Origin of the sequence: Streptomyces sp. V4I8 (assembly GCF_041261225.1) — a bacterium.
GTDB lineage: Bacteria > Actinomycetota > Actinomycetes > Streptomycetales > Streptomycetaceae > Streptomyces.
The window spans coordinates 3,538,785-3,557,422 of the sequence record NZ_JBGCCN010000001.1 but is presented as its reverse complement, the minus strand read 5'-3'; the positions used below and the strand labels follow the sequence as shown (position 1 = coordinate 3,557,422).

Sequence of the window (18,638 nt, the reverse complement as noted above, 5' to 3'; positions counted from 1 at the left end):
TGTCTAGAGCAGCCCGGCCCCCGCGAGGAACTTCCCCACGCCCTCCACCTCCTCCGGCGACAGCGGCACCTGAGGCTCCGCCGTCGCCGGACAGTCGATGACCCCGCGCAGATGAAGCGCGGCCTTGAACGCGCCCAGCGCCGACGAGCTGCCGCCCATCCGCCCGGGGTCCCCGACCGTCACCATGCCGAACAGCCCGCACAGCCGCTCCTGTTCGGCCCGGGCCGACTCCAGGTCGCCGGAGCGGTACAGGCGGTCGAGGCGGACGTAGCCGTGCGGGTCGACGTTGGCCAGGCCCGGCACCGCCCCGTCCGCGCCGATCGCGAGCGCCGCGTCGACGATGAGCTCGGAGCCGGTCAGCACGCTGAAGTCGCGGATGTCGGGACGGATGCGGGCGCCGACGACGACCTCGCGGAAGGCGGCCAGGTCGCCGCTGGAGTCCTTCAGCCCCGCCAGGACGCCCTCGGCGGCGAGGCCGAGGATCACGTCGGCGGGGAGTTTGGTGTGGACGCCGGCCGGGAGGTCGTAGGCGATGACCGGCACCGGGGAGGCCGCCGCGATCAGGCGGTAGTGGCGGGCGATCTCGGCGGGGTGGGTGCGGGCGTAGAAGGGGGCGGTCGCCACCACGGCGTCCGCTCCCGCCGCCGTGACCTCCCGTACATGGTCCAGGACCCTCGGGGTCGTCATGTCGATCACGCCGGCCAGGACAGGAAGCCGACCGCCCACATGCCCCACCGCCGACTCGACGACCAGCTTCCGCTGCCGGTCCGTCAGATACGCCACCTCCGACGTCGAGCCGAGCACGAACAGGCCGTGCACCCCGCCCTCCACCAGGTGGTCGATCAGCCTGAGCAGGGACGGGACGTCCACCTCGCGGTCCGGTGTCAGGGGCGTGCAGACGGGCGGGACGACACCGGTGAGCGGGAATGAAAAAGGCGCGAAGCGCGGCCTTGCAAGGGCGGTGGTGGGCGACGGGTGGGGGGTCATCAAGGCTCCTTGGCAAGGTTGCTCTGTCGTACGAGGTCGCGGGTGGCCTCGCCCTCCTCCACCGGATGGTGGCACCTGTAACGGTGCTCCGCGCTCGACGCGGCCGTGAAGTCCGGCATCTCCCCCGCGCACACCCCGTCCGCCTTCCAGCACCGCGTCCGGAAGGGACACCCGCTCGGCGGCCGGGTCGCCGACGGCACCGGGCCGGTCAGCGGGATCGGGTCGATGGGGTCCAGCAGGCCGGGGGTCGCGGAGAACAGGGCGCGGGTGTACGGGTGGCGGGAGCCGTCGGTGACCCCCGTCGCCGGGGCCTCCTCGACGATCCGGCCCAGGTACATCGTGATCACGCGATCGCTCATCCGGCGCACCGTCTGGATGTCGTGGGAGACGAAGACCAGGGCCAGGCCCAGCCGCTCCTTGAGGTCCAGCAGGAGGTTCAGGATCTGGGCCCGGACCGACACGTCCAGTGCGCTCGTCGGCTCGTCCGCCACCACCAGGTCGGGGTCCAGGGCCAAGGCCCGGGCGATCGCGACACGTTGCCGCTGGCCGCCCGACAGCTGGCCGGGGAGGGCGTCGGTGAGGGCGCGGGGCAGGCCGACCAGGGACATCAACTCCCTTACCCGTTCCTCGCGTTGGGCCTTCGTTCCCCGGTCGTGCACGTCCAGTGGGTCCCGCAGTATCTGCCGGACCGGCAGGCGGCGGTTCAGGGCCGTCGACGGGTCCTGGAAGATCATGCCCGTGCCGGCGCCGACCGCCGTCCTGCGCTCGGCCGGGGTCATGGCCCACAGGTCCCGTCCCCGGAAGGCGACGCTCCCGGCCGTCGGCCGCTGCACGCCCACCAGCACCTTCGCCAGCGTCGACTTGCCGCATCCCGACTCACCGACCACGCCCACCGTCTCGCCGGGCGCGATGGTGAGGTCGGCGCCGGTCAGGGCGTACACCTTGTCCCGGGTGAACAGCCCGCCGCTGCGTGCCCTGTGCACGACGTGCGCGTCCGACAGCTCCACCAGCGCGTTCACTGCACGACCCCGCTCTCCTCGCGATCCGTCGGCGCCAGCAGGATCGCCGGGTGGTGGCAGGCCGCCGTGTGTGCCGGTGTTCCCACCAGGTCCGGTGCCGTCGTGCGGCACACCTCGCTCGCCAGCGGGCAGCGGTCCGCGAAGCGGCAGCCCGCCGGGAAGTCGGCGGGGGAGGGGACCACGCCCTTGATCTGCGTCATCCGCTCCTGGGCCGACTCCAGCGAGAGCACACTCCCGAGCAGGCCGCGCGTGTAGTGGTGTGCCGGTGCCTCCACCAGGTCGGCGGTCACGCCGGTCTCCACGATCTGTCCGCCGTACATCACGACCACCCGGTCGGTGACGTCCGCGATCAGCGCGAGGTCGTGCGAGACCAGGATCAGGGCGAAGCCCAGCTCCTCCCGCAGCCTCAGCAGCAGCTCTATGACCTGCGCCTGGACGGTGACGTCCAGCGCGGTCGTCGGCTCGTCGGCGACGATCAGCTTCGGGTCGCGGGACAGGGCCATGGCGATCAGGACGCGCTGACGCTGGCCGCCGGAGAGTTCGTGCGGGTAGCTGCGCAGGGTGCGTTCGGGGTCGAGGCCGACCATGGTCAGGAGCTCGTGGGGGGTACGGCGGCCGCCGCGGCGAACGACCTGCTTGAGCTGGGCGCGGATCGTCATCGCCGGGTTCAGGGACGACAGGGCGTCCTGGTAGATCATCGCCATCTCGTGGCCCAGCAGCTTGCGGCGCACCCGCATCGGCTCGCCCACCAACTGCCGCTGGTTGAACCGGACATGGCCGCGCACCCGGGCGCCCTTCGGCTCCAGGCCCATCACCGCGAGGGCCGTCAGCGACTTGCCGCAGCCCGACTCGCCGACCAGGCCCAGCACCTCACCGGGCCGCACCTCGAAGCTGATGCCGTCGACGATGTCCACGCCGGAATGACGCCCCTCGAAGCCGATCGCCAGGTTCTCGACGGCGAGTACCGGAAGCTGCCCCTGGGGCAACGGCCGGGCCCGTGCCCGCAGCCGCGCCGCCGCCTCCGTCAGGCCCGGCAGCTGCAGCACCTCCCCGCTGCCCGGCTCCGGCGCCTCCAGCCGGTCGTTGTCGTCCCGTACGTCGACCTCGCGCGCCGAGGGCGCCGCCCACGCGTCCGAGACGCCCTCGGAGAGGATGTTCAGCGAGAGCACCGTCACCAGCATCAGCAGGCCGGGGAAGACGGTCGCCCACCAGCCGCCGGTCAGCACCATGTTCTTGCCGTCGGCGATGACACTGCCCCAGGAGGGGTCCGGCGGTCGCACGCCCGCGCCGATGAAGGACAGCGACGCCTCGAAGACGATCGCCTCCGCCACCTGCACGGTGCAGAACACCAGGACCGGGGCGGCGCAGTTGATCGCCACGTGCCGGATGACGATGTGGGGCGTGCGGGCGCCGATGACCCGTTCCGCCGTCACATAGTCCTCGCCGTACTGGTCGAGCACGTTCGCCCGGACGACTCTCGCCACCGGGGGCGTGAACAGGAAGGCGATCGCGCAGATCAGGACGGTGATGCCGCCGCCGAAGACCGCGACGAGTACGGCGGCCAGCGCGATGCCCGGGAACGCCATCACCACGTCGAGGCAGCGCATCAGCGTCTCGTCGACGGCCTTGCGGGAGGTGGCGGCGACGGCGCCGAGCAGGGCGCCCACGAGGAGCGCGAGCCCGGTCGCGCCGAGCCCGATCGCCAGCGACCAGCGGGCGCCGTACATCAGCCGGCTGAGGATGTCCCGGCCGAGGCTGTCCTGGCCCATCCAGTGGTCGGCGGACGGGTGCCCGGTGCCGTCGACGGGGGGCTGCTGGTCGAGCGGGTCGTGCGGGGCGAGGAGCGGGGCGAGCAGGGCCAGCAAAACCACGACCGCCAGGAAGCAGACGGCGACCTTCGACAGCAGCGGCAGCCGGCGCCAGCCGCGCAGCCGGATGCCGGGCCGGGACAGCGCCTCGGCGAGGCGCTTGCGGTTGAACGTCACGTCGCCTCCCGCAGGCGCGGGTTGACCAGCAGATACAGGATGTCGATGACCAGGTTGACGACGACGAAACCGGTCGCCGTCGTGAGGACGACGCCCTGGACCACCGCCGGGTCACCGTTCTTCACGGCGTCGATCATCAGCTTCCCCATCCCGGGGAGGGAGAAGATCGTCTCGATGACCACCGCGCCGCCGAGGAGATAGCCGACGCGCAGGCCGAGGACGGTCAGCGGATTGATGAGGGCGTTCCTGAGCACGTTCCGGCCCACGACCACCCGCGGCGGCAGCCCGCTGCCGATCGCCGTGCGGACGTAGTCCTTGTCCAGCTCCTCCACCACCGCCGTGCGCACGATCCGCGTCAGCTGCGCCGCCACCGGCAGCGACAGGGCGAAGGCGGGCAGGGTCATGGTCTTCAGCCAGCCGGTGAGGGAGTCCGCCGGGTTGATGTAGCCGCCGGTCGGGAACCAGCCGAGGTCGACGGCCAGGTACTGGATCATCAGCAGCGCCAGCCAGAAGCCGGGCGCGGCCACACCCGTCAGGGACACGACCCGGATGATCTGGTCGGGCAGACGGTCACGGTAGATGGCCGCCGTGACGCCGCCGAGCAGCGACAGTACGACCGCGATGCCCAGGCCCAGGAAGGTGAGCTGGAGGGTGAGCGGCAGCGCGGTCATGACCTGGTCGACGACCGGCGCCCGGGTCAGGGCGCTGATGCCCAGGTCGCCGTGGAGCAGGTCGCCGATGAAGGCGACGTAGCGGACGGGGAGGGGATCCAGCAGGCCGTTCTCCTCGCGGAAGTCGTGCAGCTGCTGGGCGGTGGGGTTGGCGCCCTGGAAGAACGCGGACGCCGGGTCGACGTCCGAGAACCGCATGACCAGGAACACGAACAGCACGATGCCGAGCATCAGCGGCACGAGCAGCGCGACGCGACGGGCGAGGATCCTGACGACGGTGACCACTCAGGGACTCCCGGGCCCTAGGACCACTTGGCCTGGAGGAGGTTGATGCCGGGATACGGCTGTGCCCTTATGCCGGTCAGCTGCTTGGCGTTCCAGGCCGTCATCAGCTCGTTGTGGACGACCGGGTACAGCACGGCCTGCTCGGCGACGACGTCGATGTAGTCCTGGATCATCGTCTTCTTCTTCTCGGTGTCCGGCTCCTGGGTGGCCCGGTCCATGTCCTTGAAGAGCGCCTTGGCGACGGAGTTGCCGGCCCACCGCGTGTACTGCATCCACAGGTTCTCGGGGCCGTAGTTGTAGTGCATGATCAGGTCGGCGTCGAGGCCGAACTGGTTGGGGTTCGAGGCGGCGGCGACCACCTGGTAGTCCTGCTTCTGGTCCATCTTGGTGAAGACGGCCGTCGTCTCCTGCGGGGAGAGGGTCGTCCTGACGCCGATCGCGTCCCAGGACGCCTTGATGGTCGGCAGACAGTCCACGATCCAGCTCACGTTGACGGCCAGGATCTCGATCTCCAGGCCGCTGACCCCGGCTTCCTTCAGCAGTGCCTTCGCCTTGTCGGGGTCGTGGTCGTAGACGGTCTTCGCGCGCCGGTAGCTGGGGTTGGCCCCGTTGAGGAAGGAGCTGGACGGCTTCCCGTGCCCCTTGAGGGCGACCTCGATCATCTTCCCGGTGTCGATGGCGTAGTGCAGCGCCTGGCGGACCCGTACGTCGTCGAAGGGCTTGTGCCGGGTGTTGAACATCAGGAACAGGTTGTTCATCCCCGCGCCGCCCGCGACCGTGAGCCCGCCGCTCTCCAACTGCTGGATATTGGCGTACGGGATGTTGTCGGAGATCTGCGCACCGGCACTGGAGCCCGAGATCCTGGCCACGCGCGGCGCCGCGTCCACGATCGTCAGCCAGTTCATCTTCTTGAACGCGGGCTTGCGCGGGCCGTTGTAGTCGGCGAAGGCCTCGAAGGTGGTGTTGGACTTCGGGTGGTGCGCGGTCTGCCGGTACGGCCCCGAGCCGATCGCCTTGCCCTTGATGGCCTCCTCCCAGGCACCCGGCTGGGAGAAGACGTGCTTGGGCATGATCTTGGCGAGGGTGAGCCGCGAAATCCCGTCCGGGAAGGGGAACTTGAGCACCAGCTCGACGTTCTGCGCGTCGATCTTCCGCACTTCCTTCAGCCAGCTCGCGAAGAACCCCTTGGCGAGGGTCTGCGTCTTCGGGTCGAGGATCCGGTCGAAGACGAAGACCACGTCGTCGGCCGTGACCGGCTTCCCGTCGTGGAACTTGGCGCCCGCGCGCAGGGTGAACGTCCAGGACGTGGCGTTCGGGTCGGCCGGCACCTGGGTGGCGAGCGCGGCGTACGGCTCCCGGGAGATCGGGTCGGTGTCGAGGAGACCCTCGTAGATGTGGTTGTTGGCGGCCATGCAGAAGGCGGACGCCGTCTGGGTGGGGTCCCAGCTGCCGTCGTTGCCGTAGCCGATGACCGCCGTCAGCGTCCGGTCCTGGCCACCGCCCCCGCCGGTCTCGTTCGTGGACTCCGGCCCCGACGAACAGGCCGACAGCGACGCGGAGACGGCGGCGGCCGCGCCCAGCGCGCCGGTGTGCTTCAGGAACGACCGGCGGTGCAGCGCCGGCACGTCGTGGGTCACGTCGCGCACGGGTCCTCCAGCGGATGGTGTGTGCTCCGGCGATGGGTTCGTGCTGTGGTCCGGGGAGGAGATACGACGTCCTACGTCCTCCCGGTCAGCGCGACCATAGGTGGGGTGGTGGGGGTGGTCAAGGGAGCTCACACGAATGGCGCATCTGCCACAGGTCGGACCAATGGCGCTGTGAAATGGCGCGAGTTGACCCCCTGTCAGACCCTCGTCCCGCAGACATGGGACGTGGGACGTCCAGGTGTGCGTACGATGCGCCGCATGCCCGGGCAGCCCAGGAACAGTCGTACGTCCGAGGAGTCCAGGAACAGCCGGATCCAGCGCCAGGTCATGCAGCTGATCATCGACCGCAGGCTCCGGGCCGGCGCCCTCCTGCCCACCGAGGCCGAGCTCATGGACGACCTCGGCGTCAGCCGCAACTCCGTCCGCGAGGCGCTCAAGGCCCTCCAGGCGCTCGACATCGTGGAGATCCGGCACGGCTACGGCACGTATGTCGGCCAGGCCTCGCTGACGCCGCTGATCGACGGGCTGACCTTCCGCACGCTCGCCCGGCACGACCACGACGACTCGGGGGCGCTGGCCGAGATCCTTCAGGTGCGGGAGGTACTGGAGGAGGGGCTGATCCGGCGGGTGGCGGCGACGGTGACCGAGGAGGAGCTGGACCGGCTGGATGCGGTCGTGTCCCGGATGGAGGCGGCGGGGCGGGCGGGGCGGGCCTTTCCCGACCTGGACCGGGAGTTCCATGAGCTGCTGTACGCGTCGCTCGGCAACGACCTGGTGCCGCAGCTGCTCGCCGCGTTCTGGACTGTCTTCCGGCGGGTCTCCGGCGCCCGGGGCCGGACCGACGACCCGTCCCCCGACCTCACCGCCCGTTGGCACCGGGACATCGTGACCGCCCTGCGCGCGGGCGACATCGAGGGTGCGCAGAGGGCCATGGCCGTCCATTTCCGGGGGATCGCTGCGCGGGCGGGGCGGGGGCCGGGTGGGGTGGGTTGAGGGGGAAACGTTCACCAAGTGGTGTAAAAGAATGTGCCCCACTTTCGCCATGTGGAACACGATGATGACCCGCGCAGAATCGTCGGTGGCCCTGGCCCTCATGACCCGGGAGGACTTCGACGCCTACGTCCCCTACGTCGTGGCGGACTACGCCTCCCGAACCGCCGCGGCAGGCGTGACTTCCTTGGACGAGGCACAGCTGCGTGCTCACAACGAGTTCAGCCGGCTTCTCCCCCAGGGCCTTGAAACACCGGACAACCACCTCTACATGATCACGGCGGACGGCGAAGCATCCCCGATAGGTCGGCTGTGGTATGCCCTGAGGGGTTCCGCCGACAATCGATACGCCATGATCCTGAACATGGAGGTCGATGCCGCCCACCGCGGCCGCGGGTACGGAAAGTCCGTCATGCGCGCATGTGCTGCGTCGGCTCTGACAAACGGAGCGAAGGGGCTGCGTATCAACCTGCTGGGGGAGGACACCGAGAACAGACGCCTCTACGAGAGCCTGGGAATGTCCCCGATGAGCATCCTGATGAACTGGGATCTCACGGCGATGGAACAGCACCTCGTCGAAGGGCGGACCGAGCCTCGCCGCTCAGCTTGAGCTGGTCTCCGAGCCTCCTCAGGGAGCGAAGGAAAAGGCTGGTCCCGGTACAGGTCAGGAATCGAGAAGCGGCGCCCCCCTGCCACGGCTAGCGTGACGGGCATGGACATCTCGATTCACGCCAGCTTTCTTCCGCACGACGACCCGGAGGCCTCCCTGGCCTTCTACCGCGACGCCCTCGGCTTCGAGGTCCGTACCGACGTCGGCCAGGGCAGGATGCGCTGGATCACGGTCGGCCCCGCCGGCCAGCCCGCCACGTCCATCCTCCTCGCGCCCCCAGCCGCCGACCCCGGCATCACCGAGGACGAACGCCGCACCATCGCCGAGATGATGGCCAAGGGCACCTACGGCTGGATCCTGCTGGCCACCGCCGACGTCGACGACACCTTCGAGAAGGTGCAGGCGAGCGGCGCCGAGGTCGTCCAGGAGCCGACCGACCAGCCGTACGGCATCCGCGACTGCGCCTTCCGCGACCCCGCGGGCAACCTGATCCGTATCCAGGCCCGGGGCTGAGCCCACCCCGCCCCGCGCCCTCACCGGCGACGTTCCCGACCGAGCTGTAGATGGAGACCACACGATGACCGCGCCGCACGTCGCCGACAGCCACGACCTGATCCGGGTTCACGGCGCTCGCGAGAACAACCTCAAGGACGTCAGCATCGAGATCCCGAAGCGCCGGCTGACGGTGTTCACCGGGGTATCCGGGTCGGGCAAGAGCTCGCTCGTCTTCGACACGATCGCCGCCGAGTCGCAACGGCTGATCAACGAGACCTACAGCGCCTTCCTGCAAGGGTTCATGCCGAACCTCGCGCGCCCCGAGGTCGACGTACTCGACGGGCTGACCACCGCGATCACCGTCGACCAGCAGCGGATGGGATCGGACCCGCGCTCCACCGTCGGCACGGCCACCGACGCCAACGCGATGCTGCGCATCCTCTTCAGCCGGCTCGGCGAACCGCACATCGGCCCGCCCGGCGCGTACTCGTTCAATGTCGCCTCGGTCTCGGCGAGCGGCGGATTCACGGTCGACCGGGGCGCCGACAAGACCAAGACGGAGAAGGTCAGCTTCAGCCGCACCGGCGGCATGTGCACGCACTGCGAGGGCCGGGGGACGGTCTCCGACATCGACCTCACCCAGCTCTTCGACGACTCGAAGTCGCTCTCCGAGGATCCGTTCACCATTCCCACCTACACCGGGGACGGGTGGGTCGTGCGGGTCATCGCCGAGTCGGGGTTCTTCGACAAGGAGAAGCCGATCCGTGAGTACAGCAAGAAGGAGCGGCACGACTTCCTCTACCGCGAGCCGACCAAGGTCAAGATCAATGGCGTCAACCTCACCTACGAGGGGCTGATCCCGAAGCTCCAGAAGAGCTTCCTCTCCAAGGACCGCGAGTCGATGCAGCCGCACATCCGGGCCTTCGTGGACCGTGCGGTCACCTTCGCCCGGTGCCCCGACTGCGACGGCACCCGGCTCAGCGAGCTCGCCCGCTCCTCGAAGATCGGCAAGATCAGCATCGCCGACGCCTGCTCGATGGAGATCCGCGACCTGGCGGAGTGGGCACGCAAGCTCAAGGCGCCGGCGGTGGCGCCGCTGCTCGCCAAGCTGCAGCACACCCTCGACTCGTTCGTGGAGATCGGGCTCGGATATCTGTCGCTCGACCGGGCCTCCGGCACGCTCTCCGGAGGCGAGGCGCAGCGCACCAAGATGATCCGCCACCTCGGGTCGTCGCTCACGGATGTGACGTACGTCTTCGACGAGCCCACCATCGGGCTGCACCCGCACGACATCCAGCGGATGAACAACCTGCTCCTGCGCCTGCGCGACAAGGGCAACACCGTGCTGGTGGTGGAGCACAAGCCGGAGACGATCGCCATCGCCGACCATGTCGTGGACCTCGGTCCCGGCGCCGGCTCGGCGGGCGGCACCGTCTGCTTCGAGGGCACCTTGGAGGGGCTGCGGGGGAGCGACACCGTCACCGGGCGTCATCTCGGTGACCGGGCCGCGCTGAAGGAGACCGTCCGCAAGGCCACCGGCACGCTCGCGATCCGCGGCGCCACGGCGAACAACCTCCAGGACGTCGACGTCGACATCCCGCTCGGCGTGCTCACCGTCGTCACCGGGGTCGCCGGCTCCGGCAAGAGCTCCCTGGTGCACGGCTCGATCCCCGCCGAGGAGGGCGTGGTCTCGGTCGACCAGACGCCGATCCGCGGCTCCCGGCGCAGCAACCCGGCGACGTACACCGGACTGGCCGACCCGATCCGCAAGGCCTTCGCCAAGGCCAACGGCGTGAAGCCGGCGCTGTTCAGCGCCAACTCCGAGGGCGCCTGCCCCACCTGCAACGGCGCCGGTGTCATCTACACCGACCTGGCGATCATGCAGAGCGTCGCCACCACCTGCGAGGAGTGCGAGGGCAGGCGGTTCGAGGCGTCGGTGCTGGAGTACCGCTTCGGCGGCCGGGACATCAGCGAGGTGCTCGCGATGTCGGTGACCGAGGCCGAGGAGTTCTTCCGCGCCGGTGAGGCCCGCACCCCGGCGGCCCACAGGATCCTGGAGCGGATGGCGGACGTCGGCCTCGGCTACCTCACCCTCGGCCAGCCGCTGACCACCCTGTCCGGCGGCGAGCGGCAGCGGCTGAAACTGGCCACGCACATGGGCGACAAGGGCGGCGTCTACGTCCTCGACGAGCCGACCACCGGCCTCCACCTCGCCGATGTCGAGCAACTGCTCGGCCTGCTGGACCGGCTCGTCGACTCCGGCAAGTCGGTCATCGTCATCGAGCACCACCAGGCCGTCATGGCGCACGCCGACTGGATCATCGACCTCGGTCCCGGCGCCGGCCACGACGGCGGCCGGATCGTCTTCGAGGGCACCCCCGCCGATCTCGTCGCCGAGCGCTCCACCCTCACCGGTGAGCACCTCGCGGCCTACGTCGGCGGCTGACCGCGATGTGTCTCACCTCGACACCGGTGATGGCCCTCCTCTCGTCCCGCTCCCGTCAGACGCGGGAGTGGACGAGGCGGGAGGCGAGCCGGGAAGATACGGGTGTGCGAACAAGCCACCCGATGCCGGAGGAACAGCGTCTGCGCACCCTCGTCGCGCTGCGCCGCGTCCGCGACCGGATGGACCGGGAGTACGCGCAGCCGCTGGACGTCGAGGCCCTCGCGCGGGGCGTGCACATGTCGGCCGGGCACCTCAGCCGTGAGTTCAAGGCGGCCTACGGCGAGTCGCCGTACGGCTATCTGATGACGCGCCGCATCGAGCGCGCGATGGCGCTGCTGCGCCGCGGCGACCTCAGCGTCACCGAGGTGTGTTTCGAGGTCGGCTGCTCGTCGCTGGGCACCTTCAGCACGCGCTTCACGGAGCTGGTCGGCATGTCGCCGAGCGCCTACCGCCGCCAGGAGACGGACGCGGCGGCCGGTATCCCCTCGTGCGTGGCGAAGCAGGTGACCAGGCCGCTGCGGAACCGGGAGGCGCCGTTCAGCCTGGCCGCCGCGGTCAACGGAGCGGTACCGGTCAGCGAGCCGTAGACGCGGTGACGGGCCGGGGCGGCGACCCCCGTGCGGCGCCCCGGCCCGTCGCTACCTTCGGCCCTACGGCAGGGCCCGCTGGTAGTACTTGTCGTCGTCGGAGTCGTAGATCAGCTTGCCGTCGGCGTCGTAGCCCTTGAGGTGCGGTGCCAGGGTGACCTGCCGGTTCAGTACGCCGGACGCCACGAACCGGCCGTCGTCGAGGGCCGCTTCGGCGCTGGAGTCGCCGTAGGAGACCGTCACCTTGGCCACCGACCGGGTGACCGTGCCGATCACAGCCCAGCGGAACGGAAGCTTCCAGTTGCCTCGGTTCAGGAACGACTGCTGGAACAGCTTGCCGCTGTTGGGGTCGACGAACACCGGGCCCTCGTCCGGAAGGACCCCGGCGTCGTCGCCGAAGCCGGTGACGCCCTGGGTCTCGCCGTTCTTCACGTTGCAGATCAGATGGGTCCGCTCCGGCTTCTCACGCAGTGCCACGACGTACATGCCGTCGCCGGGCGCGTTGGAGTCGCCGGTGCTGTTCATCGCCAGCAGGATCCGGTAGTCGCCCGGCGTGCCCGGGTCCGTGTCGCCCGGCATGCCTCCCGACCGCTGGTAGTCCAGGCAGCTCTCCAGCCCGTCCGCCGCCTGCGCGAAGGTGATCCCGTCCAGCAGTTGCCCCGCCGTGTCGGGCCGCGCGGGCCCGCTCGGCGTCGGCGAGGCGCCCCGCCCGGCACTGACCGACGGCGCCGGCGCCGCAGCCGTGTCCGCCCCCGTACGGCCACCCCCCAGCGCATACGCCCCGACCGGCATCGCCGCCAACGTCACCAGCACCGCCCCCGCCGCGGCCACCCGGCGCCGCCGCTCCAGCACGCCCCGGCGCCGGATCGTCGGACAGGGCGCGGAGGGCGGCCGGAAGGTGTGCGCGGTCTCGGCGAGCAGATCCCGCAACCGCTCCTCGAAGTCCGGCTCGCTCTCGGCTCCCCGTCGCCGCTCGTCGTCGTTCACCTGCTGCCTCCCTGCACGGACGACGTCATCCGGGCCAGGCCCGGATACGCACGCAACTTCGCCAGCCCCTTGGACGCCTGGCTCTTGACGGTGCCCGTGGAGCAGCCGAGCACCTCGGCGACCTCCGACTCGGACAGGTCCTCCCAATAGCGCATCACGACCACCGCCCGCTGTCTGGGCGGCAGTTGGGCCAGGGCGTCGAGCAGCGCACCGCGCTCGTCCACGTCGGCGAAACCCCGGTCGCGCCCCGGCACCTCCGGCGGTGCGGGCGTCAGCGACTCGGCGACCCGCCGTTTGCGGAACCGGTCGCTGTTGCAACTGACCAGCATCCGCCGGACGTACGCCTCCGGATGGTCGGCCCGCGACACGCGCCGCCAGGAGCGGTACGCCTTCGCCAGCGCCGTCTGCGTCAGGTCCTCGGCGTGGTGCGCGTCGCCCGTGAGGAGAAACGCGGTCCGGACCAGGTGGGACCACCGCGCCCTGACGAATTCCTGGAACTGGGCCTCTTGTTCGGCCTGCATCAAGCACCCTCCCTCGCCCTCCAGACCGCCGATGCGAGGGAATCGGTTGCCCGACCGGAGCGACGTGTTGCACTCCGGGCGCTTGGCCCGACCGGAATTCGCCCCCGCCGCCCCTACCCGTCCCATCCTTCTGGGGCTCCGCCCCGGGCCCCGCTCCTCAAACGCCGGAGGGGCTGGATCTTTCAGCCCGTCCGGCGTTTTGAGGACGAGGCCCGGAGGGCCGAAGCGGGGGTGGCGGTGTGTGCGTCCAGGCGATGCCCATCGTTCGGATTTCGGCTGACGGGTGGTGACGATCTCTTCAGTGATCGACGCCGCCTGTCATTCCTTGGTCGCGGCACCGTAGACCATCGGCCGACGGCGGCGCGGGCCCGCGCTCGCCACAGTGGCCGTATGGACCGTATGGGGAAGACCGAGGGCATCAGCAGGGCAGGGTTTCTCGCGGGGGCGGCGGCCGTCGGGATGGCGGGGGCGGTGCTGCCCGCGGGGCCGGCCGCGGCGACCGGACCAGAGCCGGAGCGCGCCGGTACCGGGCGCAAAGGCCTGAGGCACAGGGGCGTCGTCTACACCGTCGGCGCGGGCGAGACGCCCGGCACCGCGTGGAGCGCCGCCCGGATGCGTGAGGACGTCCGGATCATCCGCGACGACCTGCACGCCGACACCCTCGACGTCACCGGCGACGGCGTCGAACGCCTCACCGCCACGGCCGCCGAGGCCGCCGAGCGCGGGCTGCACGTCTGGCTCCAGCCGACTCTCGGGGACGTGCCCGAGCGGGAGATCCTGGACAGCATCGCCGAGTGCGGCCGGTTCGCGGAGCGGCTGCGGCGGCAGGGGGCGAGCGTCGACTTGAGCGTGGGCTGCGAGTTCTGGCTGTTCGTGCCGGGAATCGTGCCCGGGGAGACGGTCCTGGACCGGGTCGACAACCTCCAGAAGGGCACGGTCGACATGGCGAGGATGCAGCGCCGCCTCGCCCGCTTCACCGCGAAGGCGGCGGCGACCGGCCGCTCCGTCTTCCACGGCCGCCTCAGCTACGCCGCCGCACAGGACGAGGCGTTCGAGCCGGTCGACTGGAACCTCTTCGACGTCATCGGCATCGACTACTACTCGCACTTCCCTCAACACGCCGAGTACCTACGGGAGTTGAGGCGCTATCTGCGCCGGGGCAAGCCCCTGGCGATCACCGAGTTCGGCACGTGCGCGTACGTCGGCGCCCCCGAGGCGGGCGGCATGGGCTGGAACATCGTCGACTACACGAAGGAGCCGAACGAGATCAAGGGCCACGTGGTGCGCAGTGAGCGCACCCAGGCCGCCTACCTGGGCGATCTGCTGGACGTCTTCGAGTCGATGGGCCTGTACGCGGCGATGGCCTTCGAGTTCGTCACCGCGGACGCCCCGCACCGCCCCGACAACCCGCGCCACGACCTCGACCTGGCGAGCTACAGCATCACCAAGGCCATCAAGGACCGCCCCGACGACCCGGCCTCCGGCTGGCACTGGGAGCCGAAGGAGGCCTTCCACGCGGTGGCCCGCCGCTACGGCCGACGGGCACGGGCGGCCGTGCGGGGAGACCATGGCTGAGGAGGTGCGCGTATGGACTGGACCCTGGAGCTGATCGCCGTCCCGGTCACCGACCTGGACCGGGCCAAGGCCTTCTACCGGGACCAGTGCGGATTCCGCGCCGACATCGACGCACCCTTCTTCGGAGGCGTCGGCCGCTTCGTCCAGCTCACCCCGCCCGGCTCCCGCTGCTCCATCGTGCTGGAGCCCGGCCTCCCGGCCTCACCGGCCGGTCCCCGGATGCCCCCTGGCTCCCTACGGGGCCTCCAGCTCTGCGTCACGGACGTCGACGCGGCGCGGACGGAGCTGCTGGGACGCGGGGTCGAGGTGACCCCGGTCCAGCACATGGCCGAGACCGGCTGGTCGGAGGGCCGGGGCGAGGAGCCCTGGAACTCCTTCGTCTTCTTCCACGACCCCGACGGCAACGGCTGGACGGTCCAGGAGTCCCCGACGCCGCTCGCCGAGCGCTGACTGGGGCAAGGCGCCGCTGAGTGGGGTGGCGAGGCCGGCGTCCGGACCCGGTCTCCCTCGGAACGCCTACCGGATTGCCGCGCCCGGTGCACCTGATCGCGGCGCGTGTCCCGGCCCGGGCGTCCCGCGGCGGCCAGGAACCGGCAGGCGGCCGCGTCGCGCGGTCGCCTGCCGTCCCATCCCCGCGCGGGGTCTCTTACGGCGCCCCGGCAGGGCGGCGCGCCGGACGGTGCCGCTACTCGCAGTAGAGGTCCTCGGCCGGTCGCTGTCCCGTCGACAGGAAGCGGGAGACGGCCGCGTCCCCGCACGCGTTGCCGTTGTCCAGGTAGGAGTCGTGCCCGGTGGCGTTCACGGTGACCATGACGGCCCGCCTGCCGAGGGTCTCGCGCAGCTTCAGGGCGCCGCTCAGGGGGGTGGCCACGTCCCGTTCGTTCTGGACGAGCAGGATGTTCGACGGGCCGCGGTCGCTCACCCGGACCGGGGGCTCCTTCGGCTGCCACGGCCAGGCGGCGCACAGCATGGCGTTCCTCGGCATGCCGGCGGTCAGGGGGTATTTCGCCCGGCTCTCGGCGACGCCCTTCTCGTACACGGCGGCCGACTTCGGCCAGGCGCCGTCGTTGCAGATGGTGCCGGCGCCGACCGCCGTGTAGTTCTGCACCAGCGACTCCGGCGGGGCCGGCGGCGCGGGCGGCACCGTGCCCTTCCGCGCGGCCAGCATCAGCTTGGCCAGGGCCGGGTAGTCGTCGGGGTCGTAGAAGCTGTCCAGCATGGTCTGGCGCAGGACGTTGCCGTTCAGCTCCGCCGGGTTGGCACCGGGCCAGGGGATCGGCTCGCGGTCCAGGCGGGCGGCGAGGCGGAGGAAGAGCGGGCGCACCTCGGCCGCCGTGTCGGCGACCCGGTCCGGGTTGCCGGGCTTCGACGCCCACTTGGCGAACTCGGGGAAGTTGTCCTCGACGCCCACCTCGAACGCCTGGAGCCAGGCCCGCTCCGCCAGCACCGGGTCGGCGTGGTCGTTGCTGTCCAGCACGACGCGGTCGGTGCGGTGCGGGAACAGCTCGCTGTAGGCGACGCCGACATAGGTGCCGTACGAGACGCCCCAGGCGGACAGCTTGCGCTCGCCGAGCGCGGCCCGGACGCGGTCGATGTCGCGGGCGTTGTTCTTGGTGCTGATGTGCTGGAGCAGCTCACCGCCGTTGCGCGCACAGGCCTCCGAGATACGCCGGGCGGTGGCCATGTTCCCGGTGACGGAGCCGTCCGGGGCCGGCCAGGGGCGCAGAGCGGTGCGCGCGAGGTCCTCATGACCTACCTCGCAGCTCAGCGACGTCGAGGGGGCGTTGCCCCGGGGCGCGAACCCGATGAGGTCGTAGGCGTCCCGTACCTCCTGCGGCAGCTTCTGCCCCTTGCTCGAGGGGTCGTTGAGACTGTCCCCGCCGGGACCGCCCGCGATCAGCAGCAGGGCCCCGCGGCGGGCGGAGGGCTTCTCGCTGGGGATGCGGGAGACGGCGATGTCGATCCGCTCGCCGCCCGGGTCGGCGTAGTCCATCGGCACGGAGACGGTCGCGCACCGCTGGCGCGGATCGACCCCCTCACCCTCGCACTTGTCCCACTTCAGCGGCGCGGGCGTGCCGGTGGCGGACGCGGTGAGCGGGGTGACGAGCCCGAAGACGACTCCGGAGGCGGCGGCGATCAGGGCGGCACTCTTCGTGATCTGCTTCATGGACAGCAGCCTGACCGAGATTGACGGAGCGTCACATCCCGGTAACTCCCGTATGGGACCTGGGGTTTACCCCCGTCGCCCGCTACCCCTGGCCCAACGCCAGTCGCATGATGAGCCGGTCCTCCCCGGGCCCCAGATAGTCCCTGCGCACCCCGCCCTCGGCGGCGAACCCCAGCGTCCGGTACAGCATGATCGCCGCCGCGTTCGTCGGCTCGACCGTCAGCCGCACCTCGTGCACCCGCTCCCTGCGCAGTTGCCGCAGCACCTCCAGCATCAGCCGCTTGCCCAGCCCCCGGCCCCGCTGGTCGGCGCTCACGGCCAGGCTCAGCACCCACGTCACATAGCCGTCCGAGGTGGTGACGAAGAGGACGTAGCCGTGCAGGCACTCGCCGTCGTCCAGAACGAGGATGCGGTCCCCGTGGACGTCGAGATGCTGACGCAGTACGAAGTAGGGATACGGGTCCTCGGGGAAGACCTCCTCGTCCACACGGAGGAGTTCGGGCAGGTCCGCCTCGGTGACGCCCCTCATCGTCAGCGGCCGGTCGCTGCTGTCGGCGAAGAGCGCCTGTTCAGAGCGGCGACCCAGCGCAGGGAAACGTTCCTCCGGCATAGCCATCAACTGCCCCCTATGTGATGGATTGGAGTCACTCGTGCGGGTGAGCACCCGTTGCCTGGCGTTTTGGGTGCTCGGTTCGAGATCAGCCCATCTTGAGCAGGGCGATTCCGCGGTTCAAGAGTGCGAGATGCCTTTGCCTCGACGCGCTCCCAGTGCGCCTTCTTTTGGTACCGTGAGTGAATGACCCAGAGATCGTCGGGGGACGTCCAGTTGAAGAACAAGGATGTGCGCTGGGCGGCGTTCGACCCGATCGCCTACGTTGATCACAACTACCGCGACTTACAGGCAGAGGACGCGGAGATCCTGCACATGATCCGGGATCATTTCAGTGATCATTTCCAGAAGCAGGGCATGGGCCCCGTTTCCGGTATCGACGTGGGCGCCGGTGCCAATCTCTATCCCGCACTCGCGATGATGCCGTGGTGCGACGAGATCACCCTCTTCGAGCGCTCGCCCGCGAACGTCAGGTACCTCACCCGCCAGGTCGACTTCTACGACCGGAACTGGGACCAGTTCTGGGACGTCCTGCGCGAGTACGAGGCGTACGACTCCCTTGGCGCGGACCCGCGTGACAGATTCCGCAAGGTCGTCTCGGTCGAGCAGGGCGACCTCTTCCACCTGGCGCGGTACAAGCGCCAGTGGTCCATGGGGACGATGTTCTTCGTCGCCGAGTCGATGACCACGTCCCACCAGGAGTTCTCGCTCGGCGTCGAGCGCTTCATGCGCGCGCTGGCCCCCGGGGCCCCCTTCGCGGCGGCCTTCATGGAACATTCGAAGGGATATCACGCGGGCGAGCATTTCTTCCCGGCGTGTGACGTGGGAGAATCCGAGGTGCGCGCGAGCCTTGAGGCATTCGCGGGTGACTTCAAGGTGCAGCGACTCGAATCCGCAGCCGAGGTGCGCGACGGATATTCGGGAATGATCGTCGCCTGCGGCTGGCGGAATTCGGATGCGCTCATTCCGATCGGCTGAACGGTTCGGCCGAACGGTGACTATTCACAGCGAGTCTTCACGGCAAGTCTTCACGGTGAGTCTTCACAACAGCACAGCG

Annotated in this window: 17 protein-coding genes; 8 read left to right on the top strand and 9 right to left on the bottom strand. The window is 70.2% G+C overall.

Annotated features, from left to right (window positions below; genetic code table 11):
- Window positions 1–3: 3 nt before the first annotated feature.
- The 5 genes from ABIE67_RS16145 to ABIE67_RS16125 are packed head-to-tail and all read right to left on the bottom strand — an operon-like array spanning window position 4 to window position 6,593.
- Window positions 4–987 carry a dihydrodipicolinate synthase family protein gene (locus tag ABIE67_RS16145; protein ID WP_370257710.1) on the bottom strand — a complete coding sequence of 328 codons (984 nt, stop codon included), beginning with the start codon at window positions 985–987 and terminating at the stop codon, window positions 4–6.
- A complete protein-coding gene (locus tag ABIE67_RS16140; RefSeq protein WP_370257708.1) occupies window positions 987–2,006 on the bottom strand; it encodes an oligopeptide/dipeptide ABC transporter ATP-binding protein in 1,020 nt (339 codons plus the stop codon). Before ABIE67_RS16140 ends, ABIE67_RS16145 begins: the two co-directional genes overlap by 1 nt.
- Window positions 2,003–3,991, bottom strand: coding sequence for a dipeptide/oligopeptide/nickel ABC transporter permease/ATP-binding protein (locus tag ABIE67_RS16135; protein WP_370257706.1), 1,989 nt, complete (start codon window positions 3,989–3,991; stop codon window positions 2,003–2,005). Before ABIE67_RS16135 ends, ABIE67_RS16140 begins: the two co-directional genes overlap by 4 nt.
- Entirely contained in the window at window positions 3,988–4,947 is a 960-nt protein-coding gene (locus ABIE67_RS16130; protein WP_370257704.1) for an ABC transporter permease, read from the bottom strand. Before ABIE67_RS16130 ends, ABIE67_RS16135 begins: the two co-directional genes overlap by 4 nt.
- A gap of 17 nt (window positions 4,948–4,964) precedes the next feature.
- On the bottom strand, window positions 4,965–6,593 hold the full coding sequence (locus tag ABIE67_RS16125) for an ABC transporter substrate-binding protein (RefSeq protein ID WP_370257702.1): 1,629 nt from the start codon (window positions 6,591–6,593) through the stop codon (window positions 4,965–4,967).
- A gap of 258 nt (window positions 6,594–6,851) precedes the next feature.
- Between ABIE67_RS16125 and ABIE67_RS16120 the strand changes: the two genes are divergently transcribed.
- The 5 genes from ABIE67_RS16120 (at window position 6,852) to ABIE67_RS16100 (ending at window position 11,721) form a co-directional block, all read left to right on the top strand.
- Window positions 6,852–7,586 (top strand): FadR/GntR family transcriptional regulator, encoded by a 735-nt coding sequence (locus ABIE67_RS16120; protein ID WP_370257701.1) that lies wholly within the window; start codon window positions 6,852–6,854, stop codon window positions 7,584–7,586.
- Between the two features lie 100 nt (window positions 7,587–7,686).
- Window positions 7,687–8,193, top strand: a complete 507-nt coding sequence (locus tag ABIE67_RS16115; RefSeq protein ID WP_370257699.1) for a GNAT family N-acetyltransferase — start codon at window positions 7,687–7,689, stop codon at window positions 8,191–8,193.
- Between the two features lie 102 nt (window positions 8,194–8,295).
- Window positions 8,296–8,706 carry a VOC family protein gene (locus tag ABIE67_RS16110; protein ID WP_370257697.1) on the top strand — a complete coding sequence of 137 codons (411 nt, stop codon included), beginning with the start codon at window positions 8,296–8,298 and terminating at the stop codon, window positions 8,704–8,706.
- A 64-nt stretch (window positions 8,707–8,770) separates the two neighbouring features.
- Window positions 8,771–11,134: an ATP-binding cassette domain-containing protein gene (locus ABIE67_RS16105; RefSeq protein ID WP_370257696.1), complete on the top strand. Its 2,364-nt coding sequence runs from the start codon at window positions 8,771–8,773 to the stop codon at window positions 11,132–11,134.
- A 122-nt stretch (window positions 11,135–11,256) separates the two neighbouring features.
- A complete protein-coding gene (locus tag ABIE67_RS16100; protein WP_370257694.1) occupies window positions 11,257–11,721 on the top strand; it encodes a helix-turn-helix transcriptional regulator in 465 nt (154 codons plus the stop codon).
- Between the two features lie 63 nt (window positions 11,722–11,784).
- Here the strand turns inward: ABIE67_RS16100 and ABIE67_RS16095 are convergent, their stop codons facing one another.
- Both ABIE67_RS16095 and ABIE67_RS16090 read right to left on the bottom strand, forming a co-directional pair.
- Window positions 11,785–12,708 (bottom strand): hypothetical protein, encoded by a 924-nt coding sequence (locus ABIE67_RS16095; protein WP_370257692.1) that lies wholly within the window; start codon window positions 12,706–12,708, stop codon window positions 11,785–11,787.
- Window positions 12,705–13,229, bottom strand: a complete 525-nt coding sequence (locus tag ABIE67_RS16090; protein ID WP_370257688.1) for a SigE family RNA polymerase sigma factor — start codon at window positions 13,227–13,229, stop codon at window positions 12,705–12,707. Before ABIE67_RS16090 ends, ABIE67_RS16095 begins: the two co-directional genes overlap by 4 nt.
- A 399-nt stretch (window positions 13,230–13,628) precedes the next feature.
- Here ABIE67_RS16090 and ABIE67_RS16085 point away from each other — a divergent pair, with 399 nt between their 5' ends.
- Window positions 13,629–14,804 carry an abortive phage infection protein gene (locus ABIE67_RS16085; protein ID WP_370268648.1) on the top strand — a complete coding sequence of 392 codons (1,176 nt, stop codon included), beginning with the start codon at window positions 13,629–13,631 and terminating at the stop codon, window positions 14,802–14,804.
- A 12-nt stretch (window positions 14,805–14,816) separates the two neighbouring features.
- A complete protein-coding gene (locus ABIE67_RS16080; RefSeq protein WP_370257686.1) occupies window positions 14,817–15,254 on the top strand; it encodes a VOC family protein in 438 nt (145 codons plus the stop codon).
- Window positions 15,255–15,489: 235 nt separating this feature from the next.
- On the opposite strand, the gene ABIE67_RS16075 is transcribed toward ABIE67_RS16080, so the two are convergent.
- Window positions 15,490–16,971, bottom strand: coding sequence for an alpha/beta hydrolase (locus ABIE67_RS16075; RefSeq protein ID WP_370257684.1), 1,482 nt, complete (start codon window positions 16,969–16,971; stop codon window positions 15,490–15,492).
- 82 nt (window positions 16,972–17,053) lie between these two features.
- Complete coding sequence (locus tag ABIE67_RS16070; protein WP_370257680.1) at window positions 17,054–17,587, bottom strand: N-acetyltransferase family protein; 534 nt, start codon at window positions 17,585–17,587, stop codon at window positions 17,054–17,056.
- A 225-nt stretch (window positions 17,588–17,812) separates the two neighbouring features.
- Here ABIE67_RS16070 and ABIE67_RS16065 point away from each other — a divergent pair, with 225 nt between their 5' ends.
- Window positions 17,813–18,559 (top strand): SCO2525 family SAM-dependent methyltransferase, encoded by a 747-nt coding sequence (locus tag ABIE67_RS16065; protein ID WP_370257678.1) that lies wholly within the window; start codon window positions 17,813–17,815, stop codon window positions 18,557–18,559.
- Window positions 18,560–18,638 lie beyond the last annotated feature (79 nt).

What these genes read in the sequence shown, in the direction of transcription:
- ABIE67_RS16145 (WP_370257710.1), bottom strand. Translation starts at nt 987, where the DNA reads ATGACCCCCCACCCGTCGCCCACCACCGCCCTTGCAAGGCCGCGCTTC.
- ABIE67_RS16120 (WP_370257701.1), top strand. Translation starts at nt 6,852, where the DNA reads ATGCCCGGGCAGCCCAGGAACAGTCGTACGTCCGAGGAGTCCAGGAAC.
- ABIE67_RS16115 (WP_370257699.1), top strand. Translation starts at nt 7,687, where the DNA reads ATGACCCGGGAGGACTTCGACGCCTACGTCCCCTACGTCGTGGCGGAC.
- ABIE67_RS16110 (WP_370257697.1), top strand. Translation starts at nt 8,296, where the DNA reads ATGGACATCTCGATTCACGCCAGCTTTCTTCCGCACGACGACCCGGAG.
- ABIE67_RS16105 (WP_370257696.1), top strand. Translation starts at nt 8,771, where the DNA reads ATGACCGCGCCGCACGTCGCCGACAGCCACGACCTGATCCGGGTTCAC.
- ABIE67_RS16100 (WP_370257694.1), top strand. Translation starts at nt 11,257, where the DNA reads ATGCCGGAGGAACAGCGTCTGCGCACCCTCGTCGCGCTGCGCCGCGTC.
- ABIE67_RS16090 (WP_370257688.1), bottom strand. Translation starts at nt 13,229, where the DNA reads ATGCAGGCCGAACAAGAGGCCCAGTTCCAGGAATTCGTCAGGGCGCGG.
- ABIE67_RS16085 (WP_370268648.1), top strand. Translation starts at nt 13,629, where the DNA reads ATGGGGAAGACCGAGGGCATCAGCAGGGCAGGGTTTCTCGCGGGGGCG.
- ABIE67_RS16080 (WP_370257686.1), top strand. Translation starts at nt 14,817, where the DNA reads ATGGACTGGACCCTGGAGCTGATCGCCGTCCCGGTCACCGACCTGGAC.
- ABIE67_RS16075 (WP_370257684.1), bottom strand. Translation starts at nt 16,971, where the DNA reads ATGAAGCAGATCACGAAGAGTGCCGCCCTGATCGCCGCCGCCTCCGGA.
- ABIE67_RS16070 (WP_370257680.1), bottom strand. Translation starts at nt 17,587, where the DNA reads ATGGCTATGCCGGAGGAACGTTTCCCTGCGCTGGGTCGCCGCTCTGAA.